We start from the raw sequence: 19,366 nt of genomic DNA on the forward strand, positions 1-19,366 counted from the left end.
CCCCTCCCCCCCCCCCCCCCCCCCCCCCCCGCCCGGCTCCCGGCCGCCGTACCCGTGTCCCCGGCGGTCGCGGACAGCCGGTCCAGGCTCTCGTAGAAGTGCCGGTCGGCGAGGCAGAAGACCTCGTAGCGGTTGTCCATCGATCCCCCCTCTTCGCGGTGACGGCACTGAGACTGACACGGAAGCGGAATCGGGTGAAGTCACCGTTGTCACCTCATCGCCGTGCGGAACGCATATGTCGGACAGCCGGATCACACGACAGACGGCCGCCACGTTGCGTTCGTCCGCGACTGCGCTCGGTGTTCGCCCAGCGTGAACGCACCGCCCCGCCCGACCCTCCCGCCGCACCCGGCAGTTCCGCCCCACCGGCGGCGATCCGGTCGCCGTCACCGGACGCCCCGGCCAACACGGCGTCTGCGCAAGGGAGTTGACTATGGGAGAGTAAAGATCGCCGAGCCCATATGGGGCAATAGTGCACCGCTGCAACGTTGTCTCTGATTAGTTACGGATTTCCTGAAACGATCTGGACCCCGCGAGAGCGGAACGGCACACTCGGAAACCAGCACCACGAAGGGACACCATGCCGCTCAGGAGCACCGCGACCGCCCGCCAGGAGCGCCTAGGCGCGGAGCTGAGAAAGATGCGGGAAGCCGCGGGGATCACCGCCCGCGACACAGCGCGGTTGCTCGGCACCGACCCGGCGAAGGTCAGCCACATCGAGGCGGGCCGGCTCGGTGTCAGCGAGGAGCGGTTAAGGCGTCTGGCCGCGTTCTACGAATGCGGGGACGCCGCCCTGGTCGACGCCCTGGTCAGCATGGCCAACGGGCACGGCCGCAAGGGCTGGTGGGAGGCCTACCGCGGGGTGGTGCCGGCCGGCATGCTCGACATCTCCGAGATGGAGCACCACGCCGTCCACCTGCGCCCGCTCCAGGTGAGCCACGTCCCCGGCCTGCTCCAGACCGAGGCGTACGCCAGGGCAGTGGTCGGCCACGCCGTCCCGCCCCTGCCCGACAACGAGTTGGACGCCTGGGTCGCCCACCGGATGGAGCGCTCCGCGATCCTGCACCGCGAGTCCGCCCCGCCGTACGAAGCGCTGGTCCACGAGGCAGCGCTGCGGATGCGGTTCGGCGGGGCGAAGGTGGCCAAGGCCCAGCTGGAGCACATCCAGGAGCTGAGCCACCTGCCCCAGATAAGCGTGCGGGTCATCCCGTTCGCCTCCGAGGGGCATGTCGGCTCCAGCCACGCGATGCTCTACGCGAGCGGCACCGTCCCGCAGTTGGACACCGTGCAGATCGACTCCGCGCACGGCGTGATCCTGCTGCACGCGGCCACCCAACTCGCCAACTACCTCAGCCGGTTCGAGATCCTCACGAAGGTGGCGCTGGACCGGGATGAGTCGCGCGACTTCATCCACAGCATCGCCCGAGACCTCTGACCCCTGAAAGGGCCGCATCCCATGACCGCGCTCCTGCCTTGGCAGAAGTCCTCCTACTCCCAGGACAACGGGGACTGTGTCGAGTTGGCCGCACACGGGGGCGCGGTCCTCCTCAGGGAGAGCGACAACCCCGGGGTGGTGCTCACCACCACCCGCAAGGAGCTGGCGCGGTTCCTGCGCTTCCTCAAGGCCGCGCCGACCGCGCCGGCCGTGCCGACCGATCGGGCGGCTCCGGCCGGTCGTGGTCGCCGCCGCACAACTCCGCGCTCAACTTCGTGACGAGGGCCCCGAGTTCGGAGTTCTGCGCGGTGTCCCAGTCGCCCAGCAGGTCGGCCAGCACCGTGCGGCGGGCCGCCCCGAGCCGCTCGGCCAGCGCCTTCCCGCTGTCGGTCAGCCGCAGCGGGTTGCCGGCCCGGACCGCGAACCCGCGGCTCTCCGCCTCCACCGCGGACCGTTCGATCATCTCGGCCGGCACCGTGGCGTGTTCGGCCAGCTCCACCGGATCGGCCTCACCCTGGTGCGCGATCCGCAGCAGCAGCCAGCTGGTGGCCGGATGGATGTCCGCGTCCGCCTTTCCGGTGACCCGGACGTACAGGTCCCGTTTGGCCTCCCGGCTGCCCAGCACCGACAGGCAGCGGGCGATCTCGTCCAGCGAGGAGCGCTCCACCGGATTGGTGCCGAACGTCTCGTTGGCGTCCGGCGCCGTCACCGACCCGCGCAGCGGCTGCTCCTTCAGCAGCCAGGCGAGCACGAAGCCGAGCAGCGCGACGGGCACCGCCCACAGGAAGACCGTGGTGATGGACTGCGCGTAGGCGTGCAGCACCGGGGACTTGATGCTGCTCGGCAGCCCGGCGATCGCTTTCGGGTCGGCCTGGAGCTGGGCCGGGTTGAAGCCGGCCGGCACATGCACCCCGCGCAGCGCCGAACCCAGCTTGTGCGACAGCTGGTTGGTGAAGACGGTGCCGAACACCGAGACGCCGAAGGACGCCCCGATGGAGCGGAAGAAGGTCGTGCCGGAGGTGGCCGAGCCCAGGTCCTCGTAGCCGACCGCGTTCTGCACCGCGAGCACCAGCACCTGCATCACCAGGCCCAGCCCGAGGCCGAAGACGAAGAAGTACAGGCTCATCAGCCAGGTCGCGGTGAACTCGTCGAGCTGGTGCAGCAGGAGCAGCCCGAGCGCGGTGATCGCGGTGCCCAGGATCGGGAAGACCTTGTAGTGGCCGGTGCGGCTGACGATCTGGCCGGAGCCGGTGGAGGACAGCAGCAGCCCGACCACCATCGGGATCATGTGGACGCCGGACAGCGTCGGCGAGTAGCCGTGCACCACCTGGAGGAAGGTCGGCAGGTAGGTCATCGCGCCGAACATCGCGAAGCCGATGATGAAGGAGATCGCCGAGCAGATCAGGAAGGTGCGCACCCGGAACAGCCGGGGCGGCAGCACCGGTTCCTGCGCGCGCCGCTCGATCAGCACGAACACCCCGACCAGCACCACCCCGAGCACCGCCAGCCCGATGATGCGCGCCGAGCCCCAGGGCCAGGTGGTGCCGCCGAGCGAGGTGACCAGCACCAGGCAGGTCGCCGCCGCGGCCACCACCGCCATCCCGGCGTAGTCGATCCGGTGCGCGGTACGCCGTACCGGGATGTGCAGCACCGCGGCGATCACGGCCAGCGCGACGACGCCGATCGGCAGGTTGATGTAGAACACCCAGCGCCAGGAGAGCTGCTCGGTGAACACCCCGCCCAGCAGCGGCCCGAGCACACTCGCGGCACCGAACACCCCGCCGAACACGCCCTGGTAGCGGCCGCGGTCGCGGGGCGGCACGATGTCGCCGACGATCGCCATGGACAGCGCGATCAACCCGCCCCCGCCCAGCCCCTGCAACGCCCGGAACGCGATCAACTCGCCCATGCTCTGGGCGATCCCGCACAGCGCCGACCCGATCAGGAAGAGCACGATCACGGACTGGAACAGCCGCTTGCGGCCGTACATGTCACCGAGCTTGCCCCACAGCGGGGTTGCCGCGGTGGACGCCAGCAGGTAGGCGGTCACCACCCACGACAGGTGGTCGATGCCACCGAGGTCGCTGACGATGGTGGGCAGCGCCGTCGACACGATCGTCTGGTCGAGCGCGGCCAGCAGCAGCCCGAGCGCGAGCGCGCCGATCGCGATCCGCACCGCCCGCTTGTCCTGCTGCTCGCCCGGTGCCGCCGCCGGCGCGGTGGCGGTGCTGGTGTGGGCCATGTGGCAGCTCCTCGCCTCGTCTCCCCGAGGGCCAGAAACTCATATTGCCACCCTTTGTTCGGTTATGGCCTGCGGAAGACGTCACGTCCGGGCCGAAGCGGTGTGCCTCGGGCGTGTCGGATCGGCATAATCACCGGAGACTTCGCGTACGCCGTGTGAACGGACCGTGCGCACCCGGGTACGAACGGCGGGAGGGGAACACCGTGGCGCCGCAGCAGCCGAGCAGGCCGGAGGACGGCCCGTACGACGGCGGGTACGCCCGCACGGGGCAGCCCCACCCGCAGCAGCCGCCGCCGTACGACCCGCACGCGACGGGGCACCCCGGATATCCTTCCGCCGAGGACGACGCGGGCGGGATACGCGCGGCCGAGCGGTCCGCGGAGCGCGCGGCGGCTGTCGCGGCCGTCGAGGGCTTCCACCCGCTGCGCCTGCGGCCCTACGTCGTCGCCGAACCCGACGGCGAGGCCGGCGAGAGCACCGTCCGGCAGCTGATCGACACCGACCAGCCCGGCGCGTACGGCGACCCGTACGACGGCGCGCCCGGCCCCGCGGACGGCGGGCCCGCGTTCGCCGACCTCGGACTGTTCCCCGCGGCGGGCCAGGGCCACGGCGATCTCGCCGACGACGACGAGGACACCGACCTCCACGCGGCCTCCGCCGCCCACGGCCGCCACCGGCGGCGCAGGCGCGGCATCGTGGTGGCCGCCGCTGCGGTCGCCGCCTCCGCGCTCGCCGCGGGCGCCGTGGCAGTCAGCGGCCACATCGGCACCGAGCAGCCCGGCACCGACCGCGCCCTGCCCGACCAGTCCTCCTCGATGCCGGACGTGGTCCTCCCCTCGGACGCCACCCAGGCCACCGCGTCGACGGCCCCGGCCATGACCGGCCACACCACCGCGGCCGCCACGCCCCGCACGGCCACTCCTTCGGCCACGCCCTCGACGTCCGCCACCGCCGATCCGGCCGGCACGGCCCCCTCCGCCACCGGCGCCGCGCCGACCGAGCAGGTCTCCGGGTACGCCGCGAACGCGACCGCGGCCACCCCGCCGTCCGCCTCGGACGGCTCGACCACCACGGCCACCTCGGGCACCTCCACCCCGACGGACACCGCCTCGGACGGTTCGGGCACCACCACGACCCCCGCGAGCGCCACCACGCAGGTGCTCCAGGTCGGCGACACCGGCCCCGCCGTCACCGACCTCCAGCGCCGCCTCAGCAAGGTGTGGTGCTACGCCGGCCCGATCGACGGCGTCTTCGACAACCAGGTCAAGCTGGCGGTGGCCACCTTCCAGACCTGGTACTGGGTCTCCGACGCCCCCGACGGCAGCCACAACGGCATCTACGGCCCCCACACCCGCGCCGCCCTCCAACACCAGACCCCGAGCGAATAGCCTCGCGACCTGGGCAGGCCCTCAGCGGGCCTCTTGGTCCCTGTGGCGTTCCAGTTCCTCGGCCCACGACTCGATCGCGAAGCGAAGGCCGGCGACAGCTTCCATCTCCACCTTCGTCTGCCGACCCTGCTCGTCAACGACCAGCAAACGCGCGAACGAGCTTCCGGAGCGCATCACCTCGACGGTGAGCCCGTCGGACACATAGGCGTCCCGTACTGCCCGCACCGCAGCGTCGAATCGTTGCGGATCACCTTATGCGGCGGCGGCCGACCCCAACTGGGGGAATCTCTCCTGCCACAGTGATCTCGCGCGTACGGGCAGCCACAGTGAGGGCCACAGGCGCAGCAGCAAGCCCTCGTCGAGGAAGCGCCGCACTTCGGACGCGTCCATGGCTTCGCGGATCACCGTCTCGTAGAGGCGGCGCCGGTCCTTGTCGATGCCGAGGTCGTAGCGGCCCTGCTGGGACCAGTCCACACTCAAGGGCAGAGTGACAATCCCGCTGGTCGGTCCCGCCAGCTCACTGAGCGACTCGGGCACCGTGTACGGGCGGATGTCGGCGTAGCGCGACCCTGCGTGCATACCCGCAGTATGCCCGCGTGGCCGGGGAAGACGCGAGCGTCCAGGGCGTTCCGCGTTCGGTCGCCGGTGGGTCCCCCGGGTGGGGCTCAGCGGTCCGCGACGTACTGGAGGAGGCCCCAGGTGAAGTGGGCGACCAGGCGGTTGGCGGTGAGGGGGTCGGTCAGGGAGAGGCGGGCGCGGGAGGGGGCGTCCGGGGGGAGCGGCGCGGCCGGGGGGAAGGCGCGGGCGGCGTCGTCCACGGTGCACGACCAGGGCAGCAGGTCCGCCACGGCCGCGAGCCGGGGCGGTTCGGCCCCCGGAGCGCGCACCAGCCACTCGTTGACCACCCCGCCCCCGCCGCCCGGCAGGGTCACCACCTCGAACCGCAGGTGCGGCCAGAGCGGTACGGGCCAGCGCGCCGCGCGCAGCGCCAGGTCCCCGGCCCGCTGCTCGCGTACGTCCTCCGGCGGCCCGAGCGCCGTACGGTAGCGGGCCTCGCCACCCGGGAACGTCCGGCTGTGCAGCCGCGCCTGCCAGCGGCGGTTCGCCTCGCGCACGTCGGTGTGGTTCACGCCCAGCGTGCGCAGCGCGTCGTCGACCAGGTCCGGCTGGTGGTCGGCCATCCGCCGCAGCAGCACCAGCTGGAACTGGAGCGGCCCGAAGGGTTCCGTGGGCATGCGGCGAGTCTAGGGCCGGCGGAGCCGGGGGTGGCGCACGGGCCACATCTTTTGTATCGTGATGGAACAAAGTGGTTCCGCCCGCCTCCCCTGACCGGCGGGCGGGGCCACGGAGTAACGGAGTCACCGTCGGGGGCGGTCGCAGCGGCGCCAGCCGGAGCGGCCGCCCCCGCTTCGTCCGCGCACACCGTGGCTCCAGCGGCCCCACAGACCTCAGAGCCCCAGAACCCCAGGGAGCAGTTCCATGACGCCGTCCACCCCGTCCGCCGAGTTCCGCGCCCGCGCGCTGCTGCTGGACATGGACGGCACCCTGGTGAACTCCGACGCCGTCGTGGAGCGCTGCTGGCGGCGCTGGTGCGAGAGCAAGGGCCTGGACGCGGAGTACGTCCTGTCGATCGTGCACGGCCGCCAGGGCCACGCCACGATGGCCCTGCTCTTCCCGGACCGGCCGATGGCCGAGAACTTCGCCGAGAACGCCGTGCTCCAGGCCGAGGAGACCGCCGACACCGAGGGCGTCGTGCCGATCCCCGGCGCCCCCGCGTTCCTCGCCGCGCTCCAGGGGCGGCCGCACGCGCTGGTCACCTCCGCCGACAGCAACCTGGCGCGGGCCCGGATGGACGCGGCGGGCCTGCCGATGCCCGAGGTCCGGGTCACCGCGGAGCGCGTCAGCGCCAGCAAGCCCGACCCCGAGGGCTTCCTGAAGGGCGCCGCCGAACTGGGCTTCGCCCCCGAGGACTGCCTCGTCTTCGAGGACGCCGAGGTCGGCATCGCGGCGGCCCGCGCCGCGGGGATGCGGGTCGTCGGCGTCGGCCCCCGCGCGGCCGCCCAGCAGCCCAGCGCGCACGCCCCGTCCCTGGAGCACGTCCAGGTGCGCTTCACGGACGACGGCACCTTCGTGGTGACGGTCACCGCCTGACGGTCACCGCCTGGCAGCGGCCATCCGACCGTTCGCCACCTGACCGTTCACGGCGCGCACCCCGCGCGCACGGGCCGTTCACCGCGGCACCCCCGCGCGCACGGGCCGTTCACCACGGCACCCCGCCCGCACCCGGGTGTCACAAACCCGCGCGCTCGCCGGTTCGTTCGGGCAGCGGCGCCCCGCAGCGGGGCGCCCGTCCGACCGAACGGAGCGCACGTGTTCGCCGCCTACCTCACGGTCACCCTGGTCGGGGTGGTCTTCAACGGCGCCGCCGCCGTCACGTACCTGATCGGCCACGAATACCCCAAGACCCAGGCGGACATGAAGGGGATCGCCCGCAAGTGGGTGCCGGTGCTGGGCCTGTTGCTCGCCGCCGGCACCGTGGGGCTGGCCGCCGGGCTCGCGGTGCCGGTGTTCGGCACGCTCGCCGCCTGCGGGCTGGTCCTCTACTTCGTCGGCGCGATCATCGCCCACCTGCGGGTGGGTTCACGCAACATCGTGGGCGGGATCGTCTTCCTCGCCACCGCGGTCGCCGCGCTGGTCCTGGGCCTCGCGGACCGCGGCCCCTGGTGACGGCACCGGGCGGCGGGCGGCCGCGGGGCGCGGCTCGGCGCCGTCCGCGCCCAGCCCCGCGAGCAGCCGCAGCCCGTCCTCCGAAGGGCTGCCCGCGGCCGCGGTGAGCACCACCAGCTCCATGCCCGACCCGTCGGGCAGCGCGAAGTTCTCCTGGTGCAGCTCCAGCAGTCCGACCAGGGGATGCCGGTACGACTTGGGCCCGTGGGTGCGGGCGCGCACGTCCGCGCGGGCCCAGAGCCGGCGGAAGCGCTCGCTGCCCATGGCGAGTTCGCCGATGAGCGAGGCCAGCCGGGGGTCGTCGGGGTACTTCCCGGCGGACAGCCGCAGGTGCCCGACGACGTCGGTGGTGCAGTCGTCCCAGCCGCCGAACAGGCCGTGCTCGGCCTCCTCCAGGAAGAGGTACCGGGCGGTGTTCAGGCCCGGCACCGGCCGGCCGTAGAGGAGCCTGGCCAGGCGGTTGGCCGCGAGCACGTCCATCCGGTGGTCCACGACCATCGCGGGGGTGTCGCCGACAAGGTGCAGGATGCGCAGCAGTTCGGGCCGGACCCGGCCGCCCGGCGTGGGCGTGCGGCGGCGGGGCTGCCCGGCCAGCCGGCACAGGTGGTCGCGTTCGGTCTCGTCGAGGCCGAGGACGCGGGCGAGCGCGTCGAGCACCTGCGCGGACGGCTGGGTCGCGCGGCCCTGCTCCAGCCGTACGTAGTAGTCGACGCTGACCCCGGACAGGTGCGCGACCTCCTCCCGGCGCAGCCCCTCGACCCGGCGGCGGCTGTCCGGGGTGACCCCGACGGTCGCCGGGTCGACCCGGGCGCGCCTGGTCCGCAGGAAACCGGCGAGATCGTCCATGCGCCCAGTATGGGCCGCCGCGCCGCCGGCGAAGGTGGCCCTGCCGGTACCAGGAAGTCCGGTCCGACGGAATCGGCGCCCCTGAACAACAGGACACGCAACACCCAGGATCGAAGGCGTCCCGATCCACCCGCACCCGATCCCCGAGGAACCCCCGTGAAGACGCTGATCGTGCACGCCCACCCGGAGCCGAAGTCGCTGAACGGCTCGCTGAAGGACCTCGCGGTCGCCACGCTGGAGGCCGCCGGCCACGAGGTGCGGGTGAGCGACCTGTACGCGATGGACTGGAAGGCGGTGGTGGACGCCGCGGACTACGGCCCGCACGCCTCGAACCCGCTCCAGGTCGCCCGCGACTCCGGCCGGGCCTTCGACACCGGGACGCTGAGCCCGGACGTGCGCGCCGAGCAGGAGAAGCTGCTGTGGGCCGACACGGTCATCTTCCAGTTCCCGCTGTGGTGGTACTCGGTGCCGGCCATCCTCAAGGGCTGGGTGGACCGGGTGTTCACCTTCCACTTCGCCTACGGCGTCGGCGAGCACAGTGACACGAAGTACGGCGACCGCTTCGGCGAGGGCTCGCTGGCCGGCCGCCGGGCGCTACTGTCGGTGACCACGGGCGGCCCGGCGTCGCACTACGCCGCCCGCGGCATCAACGGCCCCATCGACGACCTGCTCTTCCCGATCCAGCACGGCATCCTCTACTACCCGGGCTTCGAGGTGCTGCCGCCGTTCGTGCTCCACAGCACCGGCCGGATGACCGACGAGGAGTACGCGGCCGCCGCCGGCGCCTGGGAGGAGCGCCTGCTCACCCTGGAGACCACCGAGCCGATCGCGTTCCGGCCGCAGAACTTCGGCGACTACGAGATCCCGTCGCTGCACCTGAAGGAGGGGCTGGAGCCGGCGGGCCGTACGGGCTTCGGGCTGCACGTGCGCGGCTGAGGCGGACCGGTCGTAAGGGGGGCGGCGACCCAGGCGTTTGCGAATCGGAACCTCGTTCCGTATCGTTGGCGGAGCGAGGTTCCGTTTCGTGGGGTGGTGCGCGGACCGGAGGCCGGCCGAGCCGTCCTCCTGCCGCGGCGCGCCGTCCAGGACGCGGTCCTCGCCCGCCACCCGGCCCGGGCGGCACCGCCGCAAACCGGGTCGGCCCCGTGAACGACGAGGAAAGCAAGGCACTCCCATGTCCGACTCCACCACCGCGACCCTGAACGACCCGGCCGCGCCCGCTCCCGCCGCCCCCGCGGGCGTCATCTCCGTACGGCCGGTCCTGCTGCCCGGCGGCGCCGCGCGCGGCGCGGACCTCCAGGTCCGCGTCTCCGCCCCCACCGAAGGCAGCGACCTGCCCGTCGTCCTCTTCTCGCACGGCTTCGGCCAGTCGATGGACGACTACGCCCCGCTCGCGGACTACTGGGCCGCCCACGGCTTCGTGGTCCTCCAGCCCACCCACCTCGACTCCAGGACGCTCGCCGTCGCGCCCGAGGACCCCCGCACCCCGCACATCTGGCGGTTCCGCATCGAGGACCTGACCCGCGTGCTGGACGGGCTCGACACGCTGCTGGCCGCCGTGCCGGGCCTGGGCGGGCGGGTCGACCGCGACCGCGTCGCGGTGGCCGGGCACTCCTGGGGCGCCCAGAGCGTCAGCACCCTGCTCGGCGCCCGCGTCCTCACCGCCGACGGCGTGCCCGGCGAGGACCTGACCGACCCCCGCGTCAAGGCCGGGGTCCTGTTCGCCCTGACCGGGCTGGGCGACGAGCTGACGCCGTTCGCCGCCGAGCACTTCTCGTTCATGCGGCCGTCCTTCGACGCCATGACCGCCCCGGCGCTGATCGTCGCCGGCGACCACGACCAGTCCGCGCTGTCCACCCGCGGCCCCGACTGGTTCGTGGACCCCTACCTCTACAGCCCCGGCGCCAAGAGCCTGCTCACGCTGTACGGCGCCGAGCACTCGCTCGGCGGCATCAACGGCTACTCCTCGACCGCCACCACCGACGAGAACCCGGCGCGCGTCGCGCTCCTCCAGCAGCTCAGCACCGCCTACCTGCGCAGCGCCCTCGACCCGGCGGACGCCGCCTGGCAGGACGCGGCCGCCGCACTGGCCGAAGCCCCCAGCCCGCTGGGGAAGTTGGAGAGCAAGGACGCGTGAACGGGATGGCGCCCGGTCACGCGAGCAGGTCGGCGACCGTGGACTGCGGCGCCCAGCGCGGGTCGCGGCCGGTCAGACGTTCGTCGACCCGCGCCCAGGCCGCCGGGGCGGAGCCGAGGCGGGAGCGGACCAGGTCCGCGAGTTCCGCGAGCGCGGCGGCCGCCTGGGGCGGGGCGTCGGGGCGGCGGGCGGCGCTGCCGAGGTAGTCCAGCAGGAGGGCGGCGGGCGCGGCTTCGTGCAGCAGGTCGGCGGCGGTGAGCAGCCCGGACGCGAGCAGGCCGTCGATCTGGGTGGCGGCCGCGCAGTGGTAGTGGCCGGCCAGGCCGTGGCGGGCCCGGGCCAGGGTGGCCGCGGCGCCGTCGGGCAGCCCGTCGGGCCCGGGTTCTGGCAGCATGTGCGGGTGCCGCAGGCGCAGTTCGAGGGGGCCCATGCCTATGAGGTCCTCCCAGTGCGGCAGCGGCTCCTCCTGGTGCGCGGCTTCCAGCGCCTGCCAGTCGACGGGGCCCGGGTGGCGTGCCACCAGGCTCGTCGCGACCCAGCGGTGGGAAGCCCCGCGTAGCTTCTTTACCAGCTTGGCCGGGGCGAGTTCGCGTGCGACCCGGGCCCTGAGGACCGCGGCCGGGTCGGGCGCGGCAAGCGCCTTGACACACAGCCTGGTCGCGGCCCGGCCGAGTGCGCCGCGGGCGGCGAGGGAGGTGAGGCGGGCCGCGCCGCCGTGTTCCAGGAGGCTCAGGCAGCCCCGCACCTGCCGGACGAAGTCGAGTTCGGTGCCGTAGCGGGTCAGGAGTTCCTCGACCAGGTCGGGCACGGGCGCGCCCAGCCACACCATGCCCCCGGGCGGACCCGCCTTCGGGTCGGCCCGCAGCGACGCGAGCACCCCGGCGGCCACCGGGTCGGCGCTCTGGGCCCCTTTGCCGTCCCCGCCCGGTGCCGCCGAGCGGCGGGCCGACCTCGCCACGATGCGGTCGACGACGAGCGGGTCCCGGGTGTGCCGCAGCAGCACGAGATCGGTGCCGGGGTCGTCGACCTCGGCCAGCCGAGCGGCAAGGCCGTCCGACAGCCGGCGCTGCTGGGTGCCCAGGACCCGCAGCGCGCGCGGGTCGCGGCCCGCGAGCAGCCGCTCGTACGCCGGGCGCGGGGTGCGGTCGTACCGCAGCAGGTAGGCGGCGAGCGACCAGGGGCCGTCGGGGCCGAGCCGGGGCAGCACCGCGTCGACGGTGTCGGCGCCGGCGAGGCACAGCAGGGTGCCGATCGGCCAGACCCACAGGTGGTCGCCGTGCGCCAGCAGGCCGAGCGCGTCGTCCGGGGTGCGCGGGCGCACCGAGTGCCGGTCCCAGGAGGGCCGGTCGGCAGGCTCCGCCGCCATGCGCCCGCCCGCCGGGGCATGTACGGCCGCGGCGCGCCCGGAGCCGACTCCCGTCGCGCCGGCGTGCGGTGGCGTGATGACAGCGTCCTCGGAGGCGGTGGTCCCCGGCGTGTTCCGTCCGGGTCTCCCGTCCGCCGGCTCCCCCGCTGCCCGCGAGGACGGCAGGGAGGCGGTCGCCCGCGCCAGCAGGTCGAGCCAGGTGTCCTCCGGCGACGCATGCCGCGCCACCGCCGCGAGGTGGAGCCAAGCGTCGGGGTCGGTACCGAACTCGGCGTGGAGCCGGCGGGCGAGTGCGGCGCGCCAGGCGGCCGGGAAGGCGAGCCGCCGCCAGTCGTACGGGAGGAGGAGCAGGCGGTGCGCGGGCAGCCAGCCGAGCAGGTCGTCGGCGGTCAGGATGCCCTGGGTGTAGGCGAGTTCGGTGCGGGCGGCGCCGGAGCCCCAGGTCTCCGGCGGCTTCGCGCGCACTTCGGCGGCGGTGGGTGCGGCGTACCAGGAGCCGTGCGCCGGCGGCTCGACGCCCTGCGCGGCGCAGGCGCGCAGCAGCCACAGCGGGGTGGCGAGGCCCGGGGTCCGCTCCGCTTCGGTGGCGGCCAGGAAGCGCAGCACGCCGGGGTCGGCCGGGTCGGGCGCCGGGGCGTCGGCCGGGGCGAGGGACCGCAGCAGGTCGAGTGCGCAGAGCGCGGCCCGCTCGGTGGGGCGGCGCGGCACGAGCGGCGGTTCGTACCGCTCCTGCTCCGGACCGCGGGTTTCGGCCTGTGCCGCACCGCCGGACTCGGCCGGGGCTTCCGAGGGACCGGGCCCGTCCGGAGCCCCGGCCGCGGCAGCCGCTCCAGCCGCCTCGACCAACTCCCGCAGTGTCCCGGTGAACTCGGGCAGCAGCCGGTCGAACTCCGCCCACCCGGCCGCCGATTCGCGGAGGTGCTTCGCCGCCGCGTCGCGCACCTCCCCGGCCGCGTCCGCGGACAGCAGCCCGCGCTCCCGCAGCGCGCCCAGCGCCGCGAGCGCCCGCTCGGCCGGCCGGGCGGTCCGCACCAGCGCGACCGGGTCGAGCAGCCCCGCCGCGACCACGCCCTCCGCCCAGGAGACGGCACCGCCGTCCAACTCCTCGGCCGTGAGGCGGGCTTCGGGCGCCGTGAGGTTCCCGCCGCGCCGACCGCCCGCGCGCCAGGGTTCGTTGAGGACGCTCAGCCGGAATGACCGCCGCTGCTCGTCGCTCGCCGCCTCATGGCGGGCCAGCTCCTCGCACGCCTTGGGCATGAACGGGTGTGCCAGGTGGGCCCGGTGCAGCGCGTCCAGGTCGTGGGCGTAGGGCTCCGCGAGCAGGTCGCGCAGCGTGCTGGTGCCGCGGGCGGCGGCGAGCAGGGCCGGCAGCCGCGCCGGGTCACCGTACGGCTCGCCCCGCTCGTACAGCCCGCGCAGGGCCCGGTCCGCGGCACCCTCCGTGCCCTCGCCCGCGCCCCCGCCCGCGTCCTGTTCCGCCGCTGCCAGCGCCGCCGACACCGCCGCCCGCACCGGGCGGGCCACGCTCCGCGCGAGCGCCGGATCGGCGAGCAGCGTCCGCAGCGCCCCCGGGCCGTGCCGCTCCCACACCCGAGCCAGCGCGTACCGCTGGGCCGCGCCCCGCGCGCCCGCGCCCAACGCCCTTGCCACCAGATCCGGTTCGCCCGAGCACAGCAGCGGCGCGAGCCAGGTGCGCGGCACATCGGCGGCGGGGTCGGCCAGTTCGGCCCGCAGCGCCGGGTCCATCGGCACCGCGTCGAGCCGGCGGGCGAGCGTACGGCGCAGCGAGTGCGTGGTCCGCGGGTTGCGGTAGACCGCCGCGCCGACGGCCGCGTCCCCGGTGCCGAGCAGCCGCGCCAGCACCCGCGGGTCGAGCCGGGAGTGCCGGGCCAGCGCCGTACGGCTGCGGGTGTCGCCGTGCTCCGTGACGGCGCGGACGAGCGCGGGGGCGGGCAGCGTGCCACCGGACAGCAGCCGTTCGAGCGCCCGGTCCGGCAGCGCCGCCAGCACGGCGGCCGCGTGCGCGGGCCGGGCGTGCGCGACGGCGAGTGCGAACGTCTCGTCCACGCTGCGCGGCGCGGGTGCCCGCAGCCCGCTGTCCGGCGCCGGCGGCACCAAAGGCTCCGGCTCGGCGAGGAGCTCGGGCAGACTGCCGCGGTAGGACGGCAGCGCGTCGTACATCCGCAGCCACCGCCCGGTGTCACCCGCGAGGTGCGCCTCGACCGCCGCCCGCAGCTCCTCGGCCGCGTGCTCGTCCACCCCGCCGCCCGCGGCGATCCGCGCGGCGGCGGCCCGGGCCGGCCGCACCCGCGCGAGCCCGCCCGCCCCTCCCCCGCCGGGGCCGTCCCCCATACCGCTCGCTGTGCCGACCGCCGCCGCGATGATGCCGCGCACGGCATCCGCCCCCGTACCGCTGCCTGTTCCCCTCACACCGGCCACTCTACGAACGGGGTACGACAGCGGCCGGTGCGCGGACGGTCAGAGCAGCGCCGTACCCGTCGCCGCCTCGTACAGGCTGAGCGCGGCCAGGACGACCATGACCGCGGCAGCCACCTTGGTGATCAGGGACAGCGGCACCCGCTTCATCAGCAGGCGGCCGCCGAAGATGCCGAGCGCGCCGACCGCCCACAGGCCGAGGACCGCGCCGATGGCGACGGAGAAGGGCGAGTCGTAGCGGGCCGCGAGGTTCGCGGTCATGATCTGCGTGAGGTCGCCGAACTCGGCGACGAGGATGAGCATGAAGCCGGCGCCGGAGACCTTCCAGAAACTCTGGTCGGACGGCGCCTTGACCTCCTCCTCGTCGTCGTCCTTGGAGAAGAGCAGCATGGCGGCGCCGCCGAGGAAGAGGACGCCGACCACCCCCTGCACCCAGCGGTGCGGCAGCAGCGTCAGCAGGCTGCCCGCGGCGATCGCGAGCGCGACATGGACGACGAAGGCGGCCGCGACGCCGACGAAGACATAGGACGGCCGGTAGCGGGTGCCGAGCATGAGACCGGCGAGCGCGGTCTTGTCGGGGAGTTCGGCCAGGAAGATCACGCCGAAGACGACGGCGATGACGCTGATGCTGAGCACGGAAGCTGTTCCTCGATCGGTCGGGGCGGCCGTACCGATGGGACCACAGGGCTTTCCAGGGGTCGCTTCGGCACGGCAGCGTCAGGACACTGCGGCCGAAGGTCTCGCTGGCGGACACCCGCGGCGCCGCCTCCGGGCGCCGGCCCGGCACGCCCCCACCTCGCGGTGCGGAACGGCCCGGCAGTATGTCGACGGTCCGGCGAAGAGCTACTCCCCTTCTGCTGCCCCCATCGTACGGCACCGCGCCCCCGACCCCCGAGGACCGCCCGCTACCCCTTGCGCCGCCGGGCGACGGCCGCCCACGGGCTGCGGCGCCGCGGCGGCACCGCGTGCCGGGGGCGGGTGATCAGGCCGCGCGCCACCAGTTCCAGCACCACCGCCACCGACACCGCCTGCACCGCCATCAGCGCGATCAGCACGAAGAGCTGCACCGCGCCCGCCGACACCGGGCTCGCCCCGCCCAGCAGCATGCCGACGAACGCGCCCGGCAGCGTGACCAGCCCCACCGTGCGGGTCTGGTCGAGCCCCGGGATCAGCGCGCCCGAAGCCGCCGGGCGGGCGATCTCCATGCGCGCGTCCCGGTCGCTGAGGCCGATCGCCATCGCCGCCTCCACCTCCCCGGCGCGCCCGGCCAGCTCCTCCAGCGCGCGCCGCCCGCCCAGCACGGTGGCCGTCAGACCGCCGCCGATGAGGATGCCCGCCACCGGGATCAGCGCGACCCCGTCGATCGGCACCAGCCCGGTCAGCACCAGCAGCGCCACCACCGGCAGTGCCCCGGCCCCCACCGGCACCGCCGCCCAGCGCCAGGTGCGGTCGGTGGTGACGCGCCGCCCCGCCGTACGCGAGGCGACCGCGTACATCAGCAGCACGAACGCCAGCAGCGCCGCCTGGTGCTTGACCACCCACCCGATCAGCGCGGAGACCGCCGCCAGCTGCACCGCCGCCCGGACACCGGCCAGCAGGATGCCGTGCGCGTACTTCTCGTGCGGGTCCGCGAGCCGGGCGTAGGCGGCGATGCCCGCGGCGGCCACCAGCAGCGCGGCGAGCACGATCCCGAGCGTCCGGTTCACCGGCAGCAGCGACGATGACGACGAAGAGGCCAGAAAAGAGGCGGGCGGGGTGAGCGAAGAGGGCAAAGCGAAGGAACGGAACGAAGGGAGTGAAGGGAGTACGGTGTCCGCAAGACGTCCGTATCCGGTCATAAGAACAGCGCCGGCCGCTGCCACGGGACTGACCACCTCACACTTGGCGTGCGCTTTTGCGGCCGACTCCACGAAATCTGTGCCGAACCGTTTCCGTGAGAGTATTCCGGCCGTGATAACGCCGTGATTGTCTATTACGTCACGTGCCCTTGAGGGAACCGCGGTCCACCACTGGCGTACGCTGTACGGCTGACGGCGGATGAAGATCCGCCGCTCGTTGACGCGACACCGGGGCACGCCTCCGGACGACTTCGCAGACGGGCTCGCAGGACCACGGCATGAGACCACCGCAGGACACGAGCAGGACGGCGAAGGGCGAGGAGGCGTAGTGCTGCACCACGTGGGCTCCCTCTTCGAGTGGCCCTGGATCTACCTGCTCGTCGGGCTGTCCGTGCTGCTCGACGTGTTCGTGCCGGTGCTGCCCTCCGGCGTGCTGGTGATCAGTGCGGCGACCACCGGTTCGACCGGTGCCCGGGACGGCGTCCTGGACATCCTGGTGCTGCTCGCCTGCGCGGCCACCGCGTCCTGCGCGGGCGACCTGCTCGCCTACCGGCTCGCCTGGCGCGGCGGGGCGTGGTTCGACCGGCGCATCGCGAACTCGCGGCGGCTCGCCGCCGCCCACGAACGGCTCGGACAGGTGCTCAACAGCGGCGGCGGCGTCCTGGTGGTGCTGGCCCGCTTCGCGCCCGCCGGCCGCAGCGTGGTCAGCCTCGGCGCCGGTACCGCGCGCCGCCGCCCGCGCGAGTTCCTGCCGTGGTCGGCGCTGGCCGGCGTCTGCTGGGCCACCTACAGCGTCGGCCTCGGCTGGATCGGCGGCCGGTGGCTCGGCGCGAGCTGGTTCGGCACCCTCATGTCCTTCGTCGCCCTGCTGGGCGCCGGCGCGTTCGCCGCGATGGTCTTCCGCCGCGAGCGCCGGATAGCGCTGGAGGCGGCGGAGTACGCCGCCGCGCCGCTCGACACCGACGCCCTCGACGCCGAGCCGGCTGCCGCGGCCCCGCTCGCCGCGACGACCGCCGAGCCCGCCGCGGTCCCCCCGGGCCCCGCTCCCTCGGGCGGCGGTCCCTCGCGCCCGGCGCCGGCCGCGCCGCTCATACCGCCCCTGGTCCCGCCGTTCGTGCCCCCGCGGCCGACCTTCGCGCCCTCCTTCGCCGCGCCGATGGCGGCCAACCCGGTCGCCGGCCCGCTCGGCCCCCTCGGCGTGCCGCCGCAGGCCGCCGCGCCGGCCGAGCGCGGACCGGTCGTCGAAGCGCTCTGAGCGCCCGGTCCGCCCTCGCCCGCCCGCGCTCCCCCCGGCCCCTTCCCCGGCTCTTCCCCGCACCCGGCCGCCCGATGCCGCCGTTCCTGCGCACATTCGTTCCCACCCGCCGTGACCGTTCCGCACGAAAGCCGCACGGAAGCGGACGGATCACCCCCGCGCCCCGCCGCCCTGTCCCGTATTCCGGAAAGTATTCTCACTCGATCCGGCAATAGTCAGCACTCTGCGTTGCGGAAACAATTGGGCTGTACCACCTCCTTACGGAAGGACAGTCCATGTCGGTTGATGCGGGTCAGGACACCGCACAAGGCAATCCGCAGGACGCCGGGGCGCGGACCAGTCTCGACACTGCCGCCGCGCGGAATCTGGCGACCACCACGAAGTCCACCCCGCAGATGCAGGGCATCTCGTCCCGCTGGCTGCTGAAGGTGCTGCCGTGGGTGCAGGTCAACGCGGGCACGTACCGGGTCAACCGCCGGTTGAGCTACGCGGTGGGCGACGGCCGGGTGACCTTTGTGAAGACCGGGTCCGAGGTCCGGGTCATCCCGCAGGAGCTGGGCGAGATCGCCGCCCTGCGCTCGTTCGACGACGTGGCGGCGCTCGGCGCGCTGGCGGATCGTTTCGTCCAGCGCGAGTACCAGCCGGGCGAGGTGCTGGCCGAGGCCGGCCGCCCGGCCGACACCCTCTACCTGATCGCGCACGGCAAGGTCGAGAAGATCGGCGAGGGGTCGTACGGAGAGGAGACCCAGCTCGGCTCGCTCGCCGACGGCTCCTACTTCGGCGAGCAGGCGCTGCTGGGCGAGGGCACCTGGGAGCACACGACCAAGGCCGCCACCGCGACCACCGTCCTGGAGCTGCCCCGGCAGGCGCTCACCGCCCTGCTGGAGACCGCGCCGCCGCTGCGCGAGCACCTCGACGCGTTCCGGGCGCTCCCGCGGCAGCGGACCAACAAGCGCGGCGAGGCCGCGATCGAGCTGGCCTCCGGCCACAAGGGCGAAGCCGCGCTGCCGACCACCTACGCGGACTACGACGTCAAGCCGCGCGAGTACGAACTGAGCGTCGCCCAGACCGTGCTGCGGGTGCACAGCAGGGTCGCCGACCTCTACAACGAACCGATGAACCAGACGGAGCAGCAACTCCGGCTGACCGTCGAGGCGCTGCGCGAGCGCCAGGAGCACGAGCTGATCAACAACCCCGAGTTCGGCCTGCTCAACAACGCGGAGTACGACCAGCGCATCCAGCCGCACGCCGGCCCGCCGCTGCCGGACGACCTCGACGAGCTGATCAGCCGGCGCCGCAACACCCGCTACCTGCTGGCCCACCCGCGCACCATCGCCGCGTTCGGCCGCGAGTGCACCCGTGCGGGCATCTACCCCGACCCCGTGGAGGTCAACGGCTCCACCGTCCCGGCCTGGCGCGGCGTGCCCCTCCTCAGCTGCAACAAGATCCCGGTCACCGAGGCCCGCACCAGCTCGATCATCGCCATCCGTACCGGCGAGGACAACCAGGGCGTCATCGGCCTCAACCAGACCGGGCTGCCCGACGAGCTCGAGCCGGGCCTCAACGTCCGCTTCATGGGCATCGACGACAAGGCGATCATCAGCTACCTGGTGAGCACGTACTTCTCGGCGGCGGTGCTGGTGCCGGACGCGCTCGGCGTGCTGGAGAATGTCAACGTCTCCAACTGGCGCTGATC

General features: G+C 74.0%; 17 protein-coding genes. 9 read left to right on the forward strand and 8 right to left on the reverse strand.

Annotation, left to right across the window (positions count from 1 at the left end; genetic code table 11):
• Window positions 1–580 precede the first annotated feature (580 nt).
• Window positions 581–1,435, forward strand: a complete 855-nt coding sequence (locus AC3ERT_RS35575) for a helix-turn-helix domain-containing protein (protein ID WP_335981108.1) — start codon at window positions 581–583, stop codon at window positions 1,433–1,435.
• A gap of 21 nt (window positions 1,436–1,456) precedes the next feature.
• A complete protein-coding gene (locus AC3ERT_RS35580; RefSeq protein WP_335981107.1) occupies window positions 1,457–1,714 on the forward strand; it encodes a DUF397 domain-containing protein in 258 nt (85 codons plus the stop codon).
• Here AC3ERT_RS35580 and AC3ERT_RS35585 read toward each other — a convergent pair.
• On the reverse strand, window positions 1,620–3,677 hold the full coding sequence (locus AC3ERT_RS35585; RefSeq protein ID WP_335981106.1) for an MFS transporter: 2,058 nt from the start codon (window positions 3,675–3,677) through the stop codon (window positions 1,620–1,622). The genes AC3ERT_RS35580 and AC3ERT_RS35585 overlap by 95 nt on opposite strands.
• 203 nt (window positions 3,678–3,880) lie before the next feature.
• Between AC3ERT_RS35585 and AC3ERT_RS35590 the strand changes: the two genes are divergently transcribed.
• Window positions 3,881–5,065, forward strand: a complete 1,185-nt coding sequence (locus AC3ERT_RS35590) for a peptidoglycan-binding domain-containing protein (protein ID WP_435179213.1) — start codon at window positions 3,881–3,883, stop codon at window positions 5,063–5,065.
• Between the two features lie 21 nt (window positions 5,066–5,086).
• Here AC3ERT_RS35590 and AC3ERT_RS35595 read toward each other — a convergent pair whose 3' ends face one another.
• From AC3ERT_RS35595 to AC3ERT_RS35605, 3 genes are all read right to left on the reverse strand, one after another.
• Window positions 5,087–5,266 (reverse strand): hypothetical protein, encoded by a 180-nt coding sequence (locus tag AC3ERT_RS35595; protein ID WP_435179215.1) that lies wholly within the window; start codon window positions 5,264–5,266, stop codon window positions 5,087–5,089.
• A 51-nt stretch (window positions 5,267–5,317) separates the two neighbouring features.
• Complete coding sequence (locus AC3ERT_RS35600; protein WP_435179217.1) at window positions 5,318–5,644, reverse strand: hypothetical protein; 327 nt, start codon at window positions 5,642–5,644, stop codon at window positions 5,318–5,320.
• Window positions 5,645–5,730: 86 nt separating this feature from the next.
• Entirely contained in the window at window positions 5,731–6,300 is a 570-nt protein-coding gene (locus AC3ERT_RS35605) for a hypothetical protein (protein ID WP_335981100.1), read from the reverse strand.
• 244 nt (window positions 6,301–6,544) lie between these two features.
• On the opposite strand from AC3ERT_RS35605, the gene AC3ERT_RS35610 reads away from it, so the two are divergent.
• The gene (locus AC3ERT_RS35610) at window positions 6,545–7,216 is read left to right on the forward strand and encodes an HAD family hydrolase (RefSeq protein WP_435179219.1); all 672 of its coding nucleotides are present in this window, start codon (window positions 6,545–6,547) and stop codon (window positions 7,214–7,216) included.
• Window positions 7,217–7,435: 219 nt separating this feature from the next.
• Window positions 7,436–7,792 (forward strand): DoxX family protein, encoded by a 357-nt coding sequence (locus tag AC3ERT_RS35615; protein ID WP_335981097.1) that lies wholly within the window; start codon window positions 7,436–7,438, stop codon window positions 7,790–7,792.
• Here the strand turns inward: AC3ERT_RS35615 and AC3ERT_RS35620 are convergent.
• Window positions 7,706–8,638, reverse strand: coding sequence for a helix-turn-helix transcriptional regulator (locus tag AC3ERT_RS35620; protein ID WP_435179221.1), 933 nt, complete (start codon window positions 8,636–8,638; stop codon window positions 7,706–7,708). The genes AC3ERT_RS35615 and AC3ERT_RS35620 overlap by 87 nt on opposite strands.
• Before the next feature lie 156 nt (window positions 8,639–8,794).
• Between AC3ERT_RS35620 and AC3ERT_RS35625 the strand changes: the two genes are divergently transcribed.
• Together AC3ERT_RS35625 and AC3ERT_RS35630 are read left to right on the forward strand one after the other, a co-directional pair.
• Window positions 8,795–9,574 (forward strand): NAD(P)H-dependent oxidoreductase, encoded by a 780-nt coding sequence (locus AC3ERT_RS35625; RefSeq protein ID WP_435126464.1) that lies wholly within the window; start codon window positions 8,795–8,797, stop codon window positions 9,572–9,574.
• Window positions 9,575–9,812: 238 nt separating this feature from the next.
• Complete coding sequence (locus AC3ERT_RS35630) at window positions 9,813–10,775, forward strand: alpha/beta hydrolase family protein (RefSeq protein ID WP_435179223.1); 963 nt, start codon at window positions 9,813–9,815, stop codon at window positions 10,773–10,775.
• A gap of 16 nt (window positions 10,776–10,791) precedes the next feature.
• On the opposite strand, the gene AC3ERT_RS35635 is transcribed toward AC3ERT_RS35630, so the two are convergent.
• From AC3ERT_RS35635 to AC3ERT_RS35645, 3 genes are all read right to left on the reverse strand, one after another.
• On the reverse strand, window positions 10,792–14,571 hold the full coding sequence (locus AC3ERT_RS35635) for a hypothetical protein (RefSeq protein ID WP_435179225.1): 3,780 nt from the start codon (window positions 14,569–14,571) through the stop codon (window positions 10,792–10,794).
• Window positions 14,572–14,619: 48 nt separating this feature from the next.
• Window positions 14,620–15,213, reverse strand: a complete 594-nt coding sequence (locus AC3ERT_RS35640; RefSeq protein ID WP_335981092.1) for a TMEM165/GDT1 family protein — start codon at window positions 15,211–15,213, stop codon at window positions 14,620–14,622.
• A gap of 269 nt (window positions 15,214–15,482) precedes the next feature.
• The gene (locus AC3ERT_RS35645) at window positions 15,483–16,292 is read right to left on the reverse strand and encodes an ABC transporter permease (RefSeq protein WP_435126799.1); all 810 of its coding nucleotides are present in this window, start codon (window positions 16,290–16,292) and stop codon (window positions 15,483–15,485) included.
• Window positions 16,293–16,743: 451 nt separating this feature from the next.
• Between AC3ERT_RS35645 and AC3ERT_RS35650 the strand changes: the two genes are divergently transcribed.
• Window positions 16,744–17,670, forward strand: a complete 927-nt coding sequence (locus AC3ERT_RS35650) for a DedA family protein (protein ID WP_435126474.1) — start codon at window positions 16,744–16,746, stop codon at window positions 17,668–17,670.
• A 275-nt stretch (window positions 17,671–17,945) separates the two neighbouring features.
• A complete protein-coding gene (locus AC3ERT_RS35655) occupies window positions 17,946–19,364 on the forward strand; it encodes a family 2B encapsulin nanocompartment shell protein (protein WP_435179227.1) in 1,419 nt (472 codons plus the stop codon).
• Window positions 19,365–19,366: the final 2 nt, after the last annotated feature.

It is taken from the genome of Actinacidiphila sp. bgisy145 (genome assembly GCF_057708125.1).

Bases quoted from the DNA above. Each gene is read 5' to 3' on its own strand.
- AC3ERT_RS35620 (WP_435179221.1), bottom strand. From the start codon at position 8,638: ATGGACGATCTCGCCGGTTTCCTGCGGACCAGGCGCGCCCGGGTCGAC.
- AC3ERT_RS35585 (WP_335981106.1), bottom strand. From the start codon at position 3,677: ATGGCCCACACCAGCACCGCCACCGCGCCGGCGGCGGCACCGGGCGAG.
- AC3ERT_RS35580 (WP_335981107.1), top strand. From the start codon at position 1,457: ATGACCGCGCTCCTGCCTTGGCAGAAGTCCTCCTACTCCCAGGACAAC.
- AC3ERT_RS35610 (WP_435179219.1), top strand. From the start codon at position 6,545: ATGACGCCGTCCACCCCGTCCGCCGAGTTCCGCGCCCGCGCGCTGCTG.
- AC3ERT_RS35630 (WP_435179223.1), top strand. From the start codon at position 9,813: ATGTCCGACTCCACCACCGCGACCCTGAACGACCCGGCCGCGCCCGCT.
- AC3ERT_RS35600 (WP_435179217.1), bottom strand. From the start codon at position 5,644: ATGCACGCAGGGTCGCGCTACGCCGACATCCGCCCGTACACGGTGCCC.
- AC3ERT_RS35575 (WP_335981108.1), top strand. From the start codon at position 581: ATGCCGCTCAGGAGCACCGCGACCGCCCGCCAGGAGCGCCTAGGCGCG.
- AC3ERT_RS35605 (WP_335981100.1), bottom strand. From the start codon at position 6,300: ATGCCCACGGAACCCTTCGGGCCGCTCCAGTTCCAGCTGGTGCTGCTG.
- AC3ERT_RS35655 (WP_435179227.1), top strand. From the start codon at position 17,946: ATGTCGGTTGATGCGGGTCAGGACACCGCACAAGGCAATCCGCAGGAC.